This is a genomic window from Stenotrophomonas sp. 10L48 (assembly GCF_056395105.1).
In genome coordinates this window covers 26,824-40,737 of record NZ_JBFTIX010000002.1, presented here as the reverse complement: position 1 = coordinate 40,737, position 13,914 = coordinate 26,824, and the positions used below count along the sequence as shown (strand labels likewise).

Annotated in this window: 10 protein-coding genes; 5 read left to right on the top strand and 5 right to left on the bottom strand. The window is 68.5% G+C overall.

Features of this window, described 5'->3' with window-relative positions:
- Positions 1-24 precede the first annotated feature (24 nt).
- On the top strand, positions 25-852 hold the full coding sequence (locus AC1DCU_RS03560; RefSeq protein WP_478014121.1) for a LysR family transcriptional regulator: 828 nt from the start codon (positions 25-27) through the stop codon (positions 850-852).
- On the opposite strand, the gene AC1DCU_RS03555 is transcribed toward AC1DCU_RS03560, so the two are convergent.
- Positions 831-1,751, bottom strand: a complete 921-nt coding sequence (locus tag AC1DCU_RS03555; RefSeq protein WP_025878557.1) for a M14 family metallopeptidase — start codon at positions 1,749-1,751, stop codon at positions 831-833. The two genes, AC1DCU_RS03560 and AC1DCU_RS03555, sit on opposite strands and share 22 nt — an antisense overlap.
- Positions 1,752-1,882: 131 nt before the next feature.
- Here AC1DCU_RS03555 and AC1DCU_RS03550 point away from each other — a divergent pair, with 131 nt between their 5' ends.
- The 3 genes from AC1DCU_RS03550 (at position 1,883) to AC1DCU_RS03540 (ending at position 6,595) form a co-directional block, all read left to right on the top strand.
- On the top strand, positions 1,883-3,964 hold the full coding sequence (locus AC1DCU_RS03550) for a TonB-dependent receptor family protein (protein ID WP_442251854.1): 2,082 nt from the start codon (positions 1,883-1,885) through the stop codon (positions 3,962-3,964).
- Positions 3,965-4,027: 63 nt separating this feature from the next.
- A complete protein-coding gene (locus tag AC1DCU_RS03545; protein WP_442251855.1) occupies positions 4,028-5,794 on the top strand; it encodes a chloride channel protein in 1,767 nt (588 codons plus the stop codon).
- Between the two features lie 84 nt (positions 5,795-5,878).
- Positions 5,879-6,595 (top strand): MgtC/SapB family protein, encoded by a 717-nt coding sequence (locus AC1DCU_RS03540; RefSeq protein ID WP_025878554.1) that lies wholly within the window; start codon positions 5,879-5,881, stop codon positions 6,593-6,595.
- Between the two features lie 15 nt (positions 6,596-6,610).
- Here the strand turns inward: AC1DCU_RS03540 and AC1DCU_RS03535 are convergent, their stop codons facing one another.
- Entirely contained in the window at positions 6,611-7,015 is a 405-nt protein-coding gene (locus AC1DCU_RS03535) for a MerR family transcriptional regulator (RefSeq protein ID WP_442251867.1), read from the bottom strand.
- 64 nt (positions 7,016-7,079) lie between these two features.
- Between AC1DCU_RS03535 and AC1DCU_RS03530 the strand changes: the two genes are divergently transcribed.
- Positions 7,080-7,907: a class I SAM-dependent methyltransferase gene (locus AC1DCU_RS03530; RefSeq protein WP_442251856.1), complete on the top strand. Its 828-nt coding sequence runs from the start codon at positions 7,080-7,082 to the stop codon at positions 7,905-7,907.
- 85 nt (positions 7,908-7,992) lie between these two features.
- Here the strand turns inward: AC1DCU_RS03530 and AC1DCU_RS03525 are convergent, their stop codons facing one another.
- The 3 genes from AC1DCU_RS03525 to AC1DCU_RS03515 form a co-directional block, all read right to left on the bottom strand.
- Positions 7,993-8,283 carry a DUF6959 family protein gene (locus AC1DCU_RS03525; protein WP_170929478.1) on the bottom strand — a complete coding sequence of 97 codons (291 nt, stop codon included), beginning with the start codon at positions 8,281-8,283 and terminating at the stop codon, positions 7,993-7,995.
- Between the two features lie 121 nt (positions 8,284-8,404).
- A complete protein-coding gene (locus tag AC1DCU_RS03520) occupies positions 8,405-9,241 on the bottom strand; it encodes an outer membrane protein assembly factor BamE (RefSeq protein ID WP_442251858.1) in 837 nt (278 codons plus the stop codon).
- 62 nt (positions 9,242-9,303) lie between these two features.
- The gene (locus tag AC1DCU_RS03515; protein WP_282279899.1) at positions 9,304-13,875 is read right to left on the bottom strand and encodes a YadA-like family protein; all 4,572 of its coding nucleotides are present in this window, start codon (positions 13,873-13,875) and stop codon (positions 9,304-9,306) included.
- Positions 13,876-13,914 lie beyond the last annotated feature (39 nt).

Here is a 13,914-nt window from a genome sequence, read left to right as displayed (position 1 = left end):
TCCATCGACAGGAGCGATGGATCAATGCCCTATTCTCCCGAATCCCTGCAGGCCTTCGTCGAGGCCGCCGCGCTGGGCTCGTTCTCGGCGGCCGCCCGCCGGCTGCGCAAGACCCAGTCCACGGTCAGCACTGCCATTGCCCATCTGGAAGCGGACCTCGGCATGGTTCTGTTCGACCGCAGCGGCCGCTATCCGCAGCTGACCGACGCCGGCCGGCAGGTGCTGGGCCACGCGCAGGAAATCCTTGCCGCCGACGCGCGCCTGCAGCAACTGAGCGTGCGCCTGGCCGCACCCGTGGAGCCACGCCTGACCGTGGTGTTCTCCGATGTCTACCAGCTCGATCCGGCGCAACGTGTGCTGCAGCGGTTTGCCGAGGCATTTCCCGAGATCGAGCTGGAATGGCTGGATGCCGAGGGTCGGGACGTGCTGGAACTGGTGGATGGTGGGCGCGCCGGGCTGGGACTGCTGCCGCGCCAGGCGCAGTACCCCGATGCGCTGGTGGCCCAGCCGTTGGCCCACCACAGCGAACTGGCGGTGTACGTGGCCAGCGACCATCCGCTGGCGCAGGCCGGCGTGCGTGCGGCGGCGCAACTGGCCCGGCATCGGCAGGTGCGGCTGAGTGCGCAGGTCGACCACGCACCGCCGATCAGCGGGCCGGCATGGACCGCGTCGGACTACCTGATGGTGATGGAGATGGCCGAGGACGGCATCGGCTGGGCCGAACTGCCGCGTGCGCTGGTGCAGCGCTACGACCGGGGCCGCCTGCTGGAACTGCGCGTGCCGGGCATCCCCTTGCCCCGTGGTTGCCGGCCAGCGGCCGGCACTACCGATCAACGATGGGCGAGCGCGTAATCGAGCGCCGAGCACACCGCCGCCACCTGCGCGTCGTTGCACTGCTGCGGCGTCGCGCGGGGGCTGTCCGGGTAGACCTCGGTGGTGGTGGTGTACTTCGCCCCGGTGATGCCGGCGCACAGGCCCAGCGGCACCAGCGCGTACTCGATCACACCATGCGCGACCACTGGCGAACCGATGATCTCGCCCTTGTCGTCGGCCGGTGCGATATGGGTCACCTTCTCCACTTCGGCGACCACGGCCTGCTGGAAGGCCGGCTGCGGATTCCCGCTGTCGTCCACCAGGTAGAAGCCATCGGGAATCAGGCCCGGTTCGAACGGCTTGCCATCGCGCGCGGCGAGTGCGGGACGGAACTCGCTCTCGTCGCTGTCGGTGGTTTCGTGCAGGTCGATGTGCAGCACGAACTGGCCCTTCAGCGGTGCGATCAGTTCGATCAGCGCCGTCGATTCGCGGGCCGGGCCGTCCGCGCGGAAATTGCGGTTCGGGTCGATCGCATCGAAGTTCCAACGGTTGATGCGCTCGAAGCCCCACGGATTCACGCACGGCGCGACCAGAAGGTTGGCCTTGCCGGCGTAGTGGGCGGCATGTTTTTCGAGGAACTCCAGCGCGCCCATTACGCCACTGGTCTCGTAGCCATGCACGCCGCCGGTCACCAGCGCGGCCGGCAACGCCGGGTTCCAGTCGCGGCTGCGCAGGGCGAACAGGGTGTAGGTCTCGCCTGCATAGTCGAGCTGGCCGTAGGCCACCTTGTCGAAGTGCCCGGCCAGTGCATCGATGCGCGGCAGCACCTCCTCGTCGTAACGGCGCAGACGCTGCTGGCGCGCACGCCACTGCTCCCTTTCCGCAACGCCCCACGGCTGGCCAGGGGTACCGACGGGGTAGAAAGCAGCAGTGGACATGGCAGTTCTCAGCGGGTCAGGAGGCAATCGGCCACTTTACCACCGGGCCAAAGCGCTGAACGGCGGACCGATTCCAATGGCGAATGGAATCAGCAATAATTCTCATTTACGACCTTCCACGCCCCGCACCGATGCCTATCCCTGCCCAGCAACCGGCCCGCCTGCCCCTGGCTGCCGCCCTCGCCCTGTGCGTGTTTCCGGCCGCCAGCGCGCTCGCGCAGGACAGCGCCACCACGCTCGACAGCATCCAGGTGTCGGGCAGTTGGTTGGGCACCGGCCTGCACGACAGCGTCAAGAGCTTCGCTGGCGCGCGTACCGTGGTCGATCGCCAGCGCATCGAGGCCAGCGGCGCCGCCAGCCTGGGCGATGCCATGCGCCGCATTCCCGGCGTGCAGGTCACCGACAACTCCGGCACCGCTGGCAGCTCGGTCTCGCTCAACATCGGCGTGCGCGGCCTGACCGGCCGCTACTCGCCGCGCTCGACCGTCCTGCTGGACGGCGTGCCACTGGCGGTTGCGCCGTACGGCCAGCCACAACTCTCCTTCGCCCCGGCCAGCCTGGCCAACATCGAATCGATCGACGTGGTACGCGGCGGCGGTGCGGTGCGCTACGGGCCGCAGAATGTCGGCGGCATCATCAACTTCAGCACCCGCGCGATTCCGACTGCGCCCGGCCTGCACGGCGAGGCCGGCGTGCGCTACAGCGCCTACGATCACGGCGGCGGCGACAGCACCCAGTACAACGCGTTCCTCGGCGGCACCGCCGACAACGGCCTGGGCATGGCCCTGCTCTATTCGGGGCAGGACGGCCGCGGCTGGCGCCAGGGCAGCGATGACCGCTTCGATGATCTGGCGCTGAAGTTCGCCTATGCCATCGACGCACAGCAGGAACTGCGCGCCAAGCTGTCGTACTACGACGTGCGTTCTCTGACTCCGGGCGGCCTGACCCGCGCCCAGTACCAGGCCGATCCGTTCCAGAACACCCGCCCGTCCGACTTCTGGAAGGGCCATCGCACCGGCATCGACCTGGGCTACACCAACACGCTGTCGGAGAACAGCGAGTTCGAGGTGCTGGCGTATTACAACGAAAGCAACCGGGCCAGTTCGCTGATCAACGCGGCCAACACACAGATCACGGTGCAGCCGCGCGACTACCGTGTGCTCGGCATCGAGCCACGCTACACCCAGCGCCTGCACTGGGGCAGCAGCGTGCACGACATCACCGCCGGCTACCGCTTCCTGCGCGAGCGCGGCAACGACCGCAGCTACACCGTTACCCGCCGTACCGGTGCGACCGGCGCGACCACCCGCTTCGACAACGCCACCGATGCGCACTCGTTCTATGTTGATGACCGCATCGCCATCGGTCAGTGGCGGATCACGCCCGGCGTGCGCATGGAGTGGATCGACATGGACCGCCGCCAGGCCGGCGGCGGCGCGACCTTCAGCAGCCGCAACGACAAGGCCCTGCCCTCGCTCAACGTCGCCTACCTGTTGACCCCGCAGCTGACCGTGTTCGGCAACTACACCACCTCGTTCGGACCGGTGCAGAACATCCAGTTGAACTCGCAGAGCGCGACCAATCCGCTGAACCCGGAAATCGCCAGGACCACCGAGCTGGGCGCGCGTTGGCAGGATGGCGCGCTGCGTGCGGAAGTGACCGTGTTCAAGATGCGCTTCGACAACCAGATCCTGCAGGTGCCGGGCATCACCCCGCCCACCTTCCAGAACATCGGCGCCACCGACCACAAGGGCGTGGAAAGCGCGATCGAGTACCGCTTTGCCGAAAGCAGCGCGCTGGCCGGGCTGGAACTGTACGCGAACTACACCTGGACCAAGGCCATCCAGCAGTCCGGCGACAACCGCGGCCTGGATGTGCCGTTCTACGCGCGCGATACCGACAGCGTCGGCGCCCGTTATGCGCTGGCCGGCTGGACCTTCAACGTGTCCAGCACCCACCAGAGCGGCCAGTTCTCCGATGCCGCCAACACCTGGGAAGAAGCCGCCGACGCGCGCGTAGGCCGTGTACCCGGCGTACGCCTGTGGAACGCGCAGGCCGCCTGGCAGCTGCCCTGGCTGGCCGACAGCGAGGTCGCGGTGGGCGTGAACAACCTGGCCGACAAGCGCTGGTACACCCGCAACGTGGATGGCAATGCCGGGCGCATGGTGGCCGCGCCGCGCACGTTCTACGTGCAGGGCCGCTACCGCTTCTGAGCATGGCAACCGCCTGATGCGGTGACGGTAGCGCTCACGGTGGCGGCGTATCATGCCGCCACCATGTCCTCCACCGCTTCGCCATCGCGCCTGCATCTGGCCTTCCAGGGCCTGCGCCTGCGCCTGCGCGGCAGCGACCTGTGGTTCATCGCCCTGGCGCTGGTGGTCGGGCTGATCGCCGGCGGCCTGACCCTGTTGCAGGCTGGGCTGGCACGCACCCTGCAGACGGCGTTGTATGGGCTGGACGAGGGCATGCGCCTGAGCTCGCTGCCCGCTTTGACCTGGACTGCCCTGCTGGTGCTGCCGCTGGGTGGCCTGGGGGTGGGCCTGGTCAGCCTGGCTGCCACGCGCCTGAAACGCCCCCTGCTGGATGCCGTGGAAGCCAATGCACTGCATGGCGGCCGCATGTCGATGCGCGACAACCTGATCGTGTTGACCCAGACCCTGGTCTCCAATGGCTGCGGTGCTTCGGTCGGACTGGAAGCGTCATACACGCAGATGGGCGCCGGCAGCGGTTCGCAGCTGGGGCGGGTGATGCGCCTGCGCCGCAACGACGTGCGCATCCTGGTCGGTGCTGGCGCGGCCGGTGCGATCGCCGCGGCCTTCGGTGCACCGCTGGCCGGGGCCTTCTACGCCTTCGAGATCGTCATCGGTGCCTATACGCCGGCGGCGCTGGCGCCGGTTGCGGTGGCCGCACTGGCCGGCGCCTTCGTTGCCGACCAGGCAGGCGTGGACGCCTATCTGCTGCCGGCGGCATCGACCATCGACGTGCGCGCAGCCGACTATGCGATCTACGGCCTGCTCGGCTGCTGCTGTGCGATGGTCGGCATCGTGGTGATGCGCCTGATCGCCTCCATCGAGGGCACGGTCAAGCGCAGCCCATTGCCGTTGTGGGGGCGCCCGGTGGTGGGCGGCCTGCTGCTGATTCCGCTGGCGCTGGCCAGCCCGCAGGTGCTGTCGTCCGGCCACGGAGCGCTGCACCTGGACCTGACCACCCATCTGCCGCTGATCTGGATCGGCGGGCTGCTGACGCTGAAATGCCTGGCCTCCGGCATTTCGCTGGGCTTCGGTTTCCGCGGCGGACTGTTCTTCGCCTCGCTGTTCATGGGCACCCTGGTCGGCACGCTGTTTGCGGGGCTGCTGGCGATGGCCACCGGCGTCCCGGTGGTCGACGCCACGTCGGCCGCGCTGGCAGGCATGGCTGCACTGGCCGCGGCGGTGGTTGGCGCGCCGATGACCATGGCCATGCTGGTACTGGAAGGCACCCACGACTTCCTGCTGACCAGCGTGGTGATGAGCGCCGTGCTGGTGTCCAGCACCCTGGTGCGGCAGTGGTTCGGCTATTCCTTCTCGACCTGGCGCATGCACCTGCGCGGGGAAACCATCAAGAGCGCGCGTGACATCGGCTGGGTGCACAACCTCAATGCCGGGCGGATGATGCGCAAGGGTGTGGCCACCGCCTCGGCCGACCTCGATGCCGCCGCCTTCCGCCAGCGCTTCCCGCTGGGCTCGGGCAGCCGGGTGATCCTGATCGACAGTGAAGGCCACTACGCTGGCATCGTGCAGATTCCGCGCCTGTTCGGCGACGGCGTGAAGCCCGAGGACGTCGTAGGTACGTTCGCCGAGAACCGCGACGTGGCCCTTGCCACCAGCGCCGACGTGGTGACCGTGATGCAGCGGTTCGACCAGACCCAGGCCGACGAGCTGGCGGTGGTGGCCGACGATGGCCAGGTGCTGGGCGTGGTGTCTGAAGCATTCGTGCGCAAGCGCTATGCGGAGGAACTGGACAAGCGCCAGCGCGAAATGATGGGCGAGCGCGTCGACGAGTAGATCCACGCCACGCGTGGATGATGCCCCCTGCCCCTCCACGCGTGGCGTGGTTCTACTGTCACCTGCGGGAGGTAGACTGCGGCCATGCGCTTCATTGAAACCTTCCAGCCCGGCCCGTTCGCCGACACCGTGGTCAGCCTGCTGGCGGCGTTCGTGCTCGGCACCCTGATCGGCGCCGAACGCCAGTACCGGCAACGCACCGCTGGCCTGCGCACCAACGTGCTGGTGGCTGTCGGCGCTGCCGCCTTCGTTGACCTGGGCATGCGCATCGCCGGCAGCGCCGAGGCCGTGCGGGTCATCTCCTACGTCGTCTCGGGCGTCGGCTTCCTCGGCGCCGGCGTGATCATGAAGGAAGGCATGAACGTGCGCGGCCTGAACACCGCCGCGACGCTGTGGTGCTCGGCTGCCGTGGGCAGCTGCACCGGCGCGGACATGCTGGCCGAAGGCGTGCTGCTGACCGTGCTGATCATCGCCGGCAATACCCTGCTGCGGCCACTGGTGAACGCGATCAACCGCATCCCGATCAACGAAGCCGCCAGCGAAGCGACCTACGAAGTGCGCCTGAGCGTGGATGCCGACGCGGTACCGCGCGTGCGCGAGCGCCTGGTCGATGCGCTGGAAGCCGCGCAGTACCCCGTTGGCGACGTGCAACTGGTGGAGCACGCCGATGCGCCCACTGATGTGATCGCAGTGCTGGTCAGCACCGCGGTCAGCGCCGACGAACTGGACGTGGTGCTGGCGCGGATGGAACAGGTGCCGGGCGTGCTGCATGCCACCTGGGAAGTCAGCACCCGCGATTGAGCGGGTGTCGGCAGTTCATCCGCGCGCTACGTGCTGCTGCGCTCGCAGCAACCTGCGGAACGACACGCAGCGCCGAGCATCCTCGGCGTGTGGACAGGCGGCAGCCCGCCGCAGCCGATCCTGCGCCCGCTGCAATCTGCGGATCTGCAGCTGCAGCGCATCGGCCCGGGCCAGCAATGCCGTGCGATCCAGTGCAAGCCCTGCCCCCTGCGGCATCGCTGCGCCGATCTGCTGCAGCGACAGGCCTGCCGATTGTCCCAGGCCGATCAGTGCCAGCCGTTCCAGCACCTGCTCGTGGTACTGCCGGCGCAGGCCGCGACGCCCCAGTACCTGCAACAGGCCGAGCTGCTCGTAGTAGCGCAGCGTCGAGGCCGGCACGCCACTGCGGCGGACCACCTCACCGATATCCAGTTCCTGCATCGTGCTTGACCTCAAGTGGGCTTCAAGCGCCACCATGGTCGCACTCCCCGCGCAAGGCAAGCCCATGGACGATTCACTCCCGCTCGATCAGAACACGCTCTGGAACGGCGCCGCCGGCGAGAACTGGGTCGCGCAGCAGACCCTGCTGGACGGCCTGTTCCAACCGATGGCCGATGCCCTGCGCGACGAGCTGCCGGTTACCGTCACGGAACTGCTGGACGTGGGCTGCGGCACCGGCGCCAGTACGCTGAGCGCCGCCGCAGCACGCCCTGACGCCCATTGCACGGGCGTGGACATCTCCGCACCGATGCTTGGCCTGGCCCGCCAGCGCGCCGCCGCGATCGCGCGCGGGGTCGACTTCATCGTTGCCGATGCCCAGCGCCATCCCTTCGCAACGGCGCACTACGATTGGATCCAGTCGCGCTTCGGGGTGATGTTCTTCGAGGACACGCAGGCCGCCTTCGCCAACCTGCACCGTGCCGCCCGAACGGGCGCGGGCCTGCGCTGCATCGCCTGGCGCAGCGCGCAGGAGAATCCGTTCATGACCACCGCCGAGCGCGCCCTTGCAGACCAGCTGGTGCTGCCGGCGCGGGTACCCGGTGCACCGGGGCAGTTCGCTTTCGCCGATGGCGAACGGGTGCGCCGGCTGCTGCAGCGTGCCGGATGGCAGGACGTGGACATCGCGCCGCTGGACCTCACCTGCTTCCTCAGCCGTGATGCGCTGGCCAGCTACGTCGGCCAGCTCGGACCTGTGGGTCTGGCCCTGCGTGCGTTGCCGGCCGAACGCGCCGAAGCGCTGCTGCAGCAGGCGCTGACCGCGTTCGCACCGTTCATCGACGGTGACCGTGTGCGGGTGGAAACCGCCTGCTGGATGATCCGCGCCCGCGCATAGCAACAGAAAAGGGGACGGAGGGGATCAAGTCGTTCATGCCCCGGTTGTGCGGGACACGACTTGATCCCCTCCGTCCCCTGTTTCTCTACAAGGCCTCGCCGGCATCGGCCAGGCGCGATTCGATGAGCGCGTACCACTGCTCGAGCATGTCGACCAGCATGTCCAGCTCGGCGTCGGCACGCTGCGCGCGGCCGCTGCGCAGGCACGCCTGTGCTTCCTGCAGCTGGGTGAGGAAGCCGGCAACGGTGTCGGCCTGCAGGATGAGGCCCGGCAGCCGGCGCCCGGGAATGCGCACGACCGCATGGTTGCCGAGCTGGCCGTACACGCTGAGAGTGGCTTCCGTCTTCATGGACAAGGGCAGGAATTGGGCATTCATCAGGTGCACCAGGGAAGAAACCTGCCCACCGGCAGGCGTGGAAAACGGGGGAGACGTTTCCACGTCCTGCCGGCAGAACAGGGGGGACTCGGGATGCCGGGGCACGCCCCGGCGCGGGGATTCAGTGCGACCGGGCCACGCCCGCGATCTGCACCCGGCGATTGGGCGCCAGGCAGGCGATCAGTTCGCGCCGGTTGCGCTGGTCGCACTGCACCAGCGGTTCGGCCGCACCCCGCCCTTCAGCGCTGATGCTCGCCGCGGATACGCCGCCCTGTACCAGCGCCATGCGCACCGCCTCGGCACGTCGCTGCGACAGCGTCTGGTTGTAGGCAGCGCTGCCGATGCGGTCGGTGTAGCCGACCACCTGGATCGACTGCACCTGGCTGGCCTCACGCACCTGCGCCAGTACACCCTGCACGGCCTGCTGGCCGCTGGCACTGAGTACGGCACTGTCGAAGCCGAACAGTGCATCGGCAGCCAGCCGCAGCGGCTGCTCCGGCAAGGGCGCCGGCGCCGGCGGTGGCGGCGGACGCGGCGGGTCGAGGACCGCTGCGCACGATTCAGGCTTCCAGTAGCCGCCCTGGGCGATGCCCTTGTTGTCGAAGCGCACCTGGAACTGGCAGGTGAAGTACTCCGCGCCCTGTGCGGTGCGGAAGTTGAACAGGTAGTTCCACTCGCGCACGCCCCACATGCCTTCGTTGAAGTGCGGGGTGCCGAGCAACGTGTACAGCTGGCGCTTGCTCATGCCCGGTGCGAACCGGCGCAGGTCGGCGATATCCGGATAGATGCCTTCCTTCAGCGATGCCTTGCTGGCCTCCGGGAAGGTGACGGCGGGGCTGTCGGCGGGGCCGTCGGCGGCCGGTGCGTGGCTGCGGCAGGCAACCAGCAGCCCCGCGGCCAGGATCAGGCCCAGCGTGGCGGCGACGCGGCCACTGCGAGCGATGCGATGCGGTTTCATGTCATTCCCCCTGTAGACGTTGCCCGCTGCGCCGGGCCGCGAATGCGACCCGGCGCAGGCGATCACCACTGGATGCCGGCACCGACGGCCACACCGGCCTCGCCGCGGCTGTTGGTGGAACCACTGAACTTGTAGATCCAGCGACCGCCCTCGGAGACACCGGAGATGCCCAAGGCCACGCCGGATTCGCCGTTGTAGCTGCCGGCGGCGATCGAGGCCATGTTGCGGCCGGCTTCGCTGGGCTGCGGCAGCGATGCGGTTGCCATCGCCGAGGCGATACCGGCCGAGGCGCGGTTGTCGGTCTTGCGCAGGTCGCGTTCGAAGCCGCCCATGCGCTCATCGGTGTAGGCCTTGGACCAGTCCAGGGTCTGCGCCATGCCCGACTTCAGCTGGTCGACGTTGACCGCGTCGGTACCGGCGGTGCCGGCAGCGACGTTGCGCACCGTGGTCGGGCCGCTGCTGGTGCTGCCCAGGGTCACGCTGTTGTAGTTGGTGGTGCCGTTGGTGGTGGTGTCATAGCGGATCGTGCCCTGCTGCGAAGCCTGCAGCTGGCGCACGTTGACCGCATCGGTCGCCTGCGAACCATCGGCCACGTTGACCACCTGGCGTTCGGCACCGGCTGCACCCACCGACACCGTATTGGCGCGGTTGGCGACCGAGCCCGCACCCAGCGCCACCGAGTTGTCTGCCTGCGCCTGCGAGCCGTTGCCCAATGCGGTCGAGTTGGCCCCGGCCGCAGTGGAGCCGGCACCGCCCGCGGCGGAGTTGGCGCCGGTGGCGGCCGGATCGGCCAGGTTGTTGCTGTTGTTGGCGCGGAAGCTGCCGGCAACGTTGGTGATGTTCTGGATCTTCTGGTCGGTGTAGGCCTTGGACTGGTCGATGGCGTAGTTCACGCCGTTCTTCAGCTGGCCGACGTTGGTCGCATCATGGTCGTCGGAGCCATCGGCCACGTGGGTGATCTTGCGCTCGCTGCCACTGCTGCCCACCGCCACCTCACCGGACGAGTTGCTGGCGCCGGCCTGGCCATAGGCACCGGTATAGCCGGTCTGCGCACCGACGCTGGCCACCGAACCGGCACCCAGCGCAACACTGTTGCCCGCGCTGGCATTGGCACCGTTGCCGACCGCTACGCTGCCCGCACCGGCTGCGCTGGCCTGCGGGCCGACCGCCAGTGCTTCGGCACCGGTGGCCGTGGCTGCGGCAGCCGTGGAGTTGACCGCCAGGTACGGGCTGCCGCCGCCGCTGCTGATGCGCTGGTTGAGCACCCGCAGCGAGCCGTCCACTGCAGAGAACGCAGCGGTGACGTTGCTGTAGTCGTTGCCGGTGATGGTGCCATCGGTGGCGATGGTGGAGATGTTGAAGGTCGGCGCGGTCCACAGCCCGGTGCTGCCGTTGTACACGGTGCTGCCACCGAAGTAGCTGGCCACCGTCTGGTGCGTGCTGAACAGCTGGTCGCCGGTGATGGCATCGCTGCTGCCCGCCAGGATGCTGCCAGCGGCCACGTTGGTGACTTTCACCGGTGCACCGCCGGTGCCGCTGAGGGTCACGGTATCGACCACGTTGCCACTCCCGTCCACGTCGTACTTCACGGCGCGTGCGTCCAGGTCATCGGTCTGCTCGGCCACATTGGCCAGCGAATTGCTGACCGCGTCGAAGGCCGTGCCGACGTCGTTGTAGCTGCCCTGGCTGACCGTGCCATTGGCGGCGACGTTGTTGAGCGTGTAGGTCGGCGCGGTGACCACGCCATTGGCATCCACTGCAGCGCCGCCGCCGAGGTGGGTGGCCACCGTCTGGTTGGCCGCGAACAACTGCGCACCATTGATTGCTTCACTGCTGGCCGCGCTGATCTGGCCCGGGCCGAGGTTGCGCAGCGTGGTGGCGGTGCCGGACTGGCCGAGCGTCGCACTTGCGTAGTTGACGCTGCCGTCGCCGTTGAGGTCGTAGCGCAGCGCGCCCTCTTCGGAAGCCTGCAACTGACCCAGGTTGACCGCATCGGTGCTGGCGGTGCCGGCGGCGACGTTGGTGACCTGGCGTTCGGCGCCCGCGGCACCGATCGACACGCTGTTGGCACGGTCGGCCAGGCTGCCGGCACCGACCGCGATGCTGTTGGCGGCGGTTGCGCTGGCACCGGCACCGACGGCGATCGCTTCGGCGCCGCTGGCCACGGCGTCGGCACCGGTCGAATTCACCCGCAGGTACCGGGTGCCGGTGTTGCGGATGTCGTTGATCTGGGTGTTGAGGTTGACCAGCGAACCATCCACCGCATCGAAGGCGTCGGTGACGTTGTCATACAGCCCCGGGGCCACGGCGCCACCGGTGGAGATGGTGCTGATCTCGAACAGCGGTGCGGTGAACGTGCTGGTGAGCGGATCGAACGCTGCGCGTCCGCCGAAGAACTTTGCCATCGTGTCGTTGCTGGCGAACAGCTGCGCACCATTGACCGCCTCGCTGCTGGTGGCGTTGACCGCGCCGGCTGCCAGGTTGCCGATGGTGGTGGTGCCGGTGCCATTGCCGAGGGTGACACGGCGGTAGTCGGGGTCGCCTGCACCATCCAGGTCATAGGTGACCGCCGCCGCGCCGACCGCATCGATCTGGCTGATCGCACCCTTCAGCTGGGCCACGTTGACTGCATCGGTGTTGGCGCTGCCGGCTGCCAGGTTGGTGATCTGCCGCTCGCCACCGCCTGCGGTGCCCACCGACACTTCGCCCGCCGACACCTGTGCGGTGGTCAGGCCGTAAGCGCTGTAGCTGGCCTGCGCGCCGCGCAGTGCGGCCGAGCGGTAGCCCAGCGCCACCGAGTTGGCCTGGTTGGAGGTGCTCTCTGCGCCGAGCAGGGTCTGCCCGTTGGCAGTGCCGCTGGCACTGTCGCCGACCACCACCGAGTGCCCCATGCGTGCTGCATAGTCGGCGGTGGGAACGCCGGTCGGATCGCTCGGATCATTGGCGCCCGCGCCCGGGAAGGCGACGTTGGCATCGACCTTGGGCAGTTCATGGCGGGCGTTGGCACCGATCACCACCTCCTTGGAGCCGTTGGCATAGGCGCCATCGCCCATCAGCACCTGGTAGTCCTGCGCTGCGTTGACCGCCCAGCAGGAGATGTCCGCCAGCGCGATGTCCAGGCACTTGGCCGCCCAGGCCGGCGAGTCCGTCGGCAGCAGCAGGCCGAGCAGGCCACCGGGATTGCCGTTGTTGATGTTGTAGATGTAGCTGTCGGAGGTGACGCCACCGATCAGGGTCAGGTGCGAGCTGCCACCGGTGACCGCTCCACCCAGTCCGTTGAGCGTGGTGCCGACCGGCGTTGCATTGACCACCGGCAGGCCGAGCACGTTGACCGTGGAATAGGTCTGCATGACGTTGGCGGTGCTGAGCTTGAGGTTGCCGTTGGACAGGTAACCGGTGCCGCCGAACAGGCTGGCGGTGGTCGGGCCGAGCAGTTCGGTGACACCGCCCACCAGGCCACCGGTACCGATCACCAGGCCCGCGTTCGGGTCGGCAGCGGCGGGCGCCTTCGGGCTGGTCGGCGGAATGGCCGACGGCGAGGTCAGGCCGAGGCTGCCGAGGGTATTGCCGACCAGGCCACCGACGGCGCCGGTCAGGTTGCCGACGGTGCCGTTGAGGTCACCATTGAGCAGGCTGCCGACCGCGCTGCCAACGCCGTTGAGCGCAGTGCCGACGCCGTTGAGCAGGCCGCCCAGGCCAAGCGCGCTGTTCTGCGCGGCGACGGTTGCAGTGCCGGCCAGCTTGAGATTGCGATCGGCGACGATTTCCTCGCCGTCCTTGCCCTGCACCCGTACCTTGCCTGCCACGCCGGTATCGAACGCTGCGGTGATCGCGCGGTCATCGGTGTCACCCGGCAGCTCTTCCTTGGCAGGCAGCGTGACCGCTGCGGTGGCACCGATCTGGCCCTGGCCTTCGATGTGATTGCCGGCCACGACCAGCTGCGCATCGACCTTGCCATCCACGGCCGCCTTCAAGCCGGACGGCGTTACACCCGCTGCCGCGGCAACCTGGGTGCCGGCGTCAATGCTGGCAACCGGCTTGCCGGCGATGCCGACATCGGCCTTTGCTGCCGCGTTGGCAGCCAGACCCAACGGCGCCTGTGCAGCCGGTGCGACGTTCGCGGCAAGCGCGGCATCGACACGGGTAGCGGCTGCAGTGCCAACACCGATGTTGGCGCGCACGTCGGCGCCCAGCACCGGTGCAGGCACCTGGCGCGGCGCGGCGCCGGCCGCCAGCTTGACCTGCACGGTGGCCGGCAGCACGTCGCGCACGACCGGCAATGACGTTGTGCTCAGCTGCAGGCCGACGCGTGCGTTGGCACTGATCGCCGGGTTCGCCTGGGCCTGTCGTGCAGCCGCGGCCAGCGCCACTTCGGCATCGACCTTCACCGGCATCGGCTGGGTGTACTTGGCCGCCAGCGCCTGCAGGTCGCGCAGCGATTGATTGGCCTCTGTCGCCGCCGCAGGTCCGCTGGCCAGCACGCACAGCAGTGCCATGGCCAGGGTGCTGGGCACCAGAAGGCTGGCACGACGGTCGCGCGGTGCGGTACCACCGCTATCGCCGGTGGCCAGTTCCGAGGCCACAACCAGAGCATTGAGCTGGCGGTTCCATACACGCCGGTAGATGCGGTTCATGAGCATTTCCCCCGTAGGCGGACAACTTGAATGTCAGTG

Excerpts from the sequence above, each read along its gene's own strand:
- AC1DCU_RS03560 (WP_478014121.1), top strand. The coding sequence starts at position 25 with ATGCCCTATTCTCCCGAATCCCTGCAGGCCTTCGTCGAGGCCGCCGCG.
- AC1DCU_RS03555 (WP_025878557.1), bottom strand. The coding sequence starts at position 1,751 with ATGTCCACTGCTGCTTTCTACCCCGTCGGTACCCCTGGCCAGCCGTGG.
- AC1DCU_RS03550 (WP_442251854.1), top strand. The coding sequence starts at position 1,883 with ATGCCTATCCCTGCCCAGCAACCGGCCCGCCTGCCCCTGGCTGCCGCC.
- AC1DCU_RS03545 (WP_442251855.1), top strand. The coding sequence starts at position 4,028 with ATGTCCTCCACCGCTTCGCCATCGCGCCTGCATCTGGCCTTCCAGGGC.
- AC1DCU_RS03540 (WP_025878554.1), top strand. The coding sequence starts at position 5,879 with ATGCGCTTCATTGAAACCTTCCAGCCCGGCCCGTTCGCCGACACCGTG.
- AC1DCU_RS03535 (WP_442251867.1), bottom strand. The coding sequence starts at position 7,015 with ATGCAGGAACTGGATATCGGTGAGGTGGTCCGCCGCAGTGGCGTGCCG.
- AC1DCU_RS03530 (WP_442251856.1), top strand. The coding sequence starts at position 7,080 with ATGGACGATTCACTCCCGCTCGATCAGAACACGCTCTGGAACGGCGCC.
- AC1DCU_RS03525 (WP_170929478.1), bottom strand. The coding sequence starts at position 8,283 with ATGAATGCCCAATTCCTGCCCTTGTCCATGAAGACGGAAGCCACTCTC.
- AC1DCU_RS03520 (WP_442251858.1), bottom strand. The coding sequence starts at position 9,241 with ATGAAACCGCATCGCATCGCTCGCAGTGGCCGCGTCGCCGCCACGCTG.
- AC1DCU_RS03515 (WP_282279899.1), bottom strand. The coding sequence starts at position 13,875 with ATGAACCGCATCTACCGGCGTGTATGGAACCGCCAGCTCAATGCTCTG.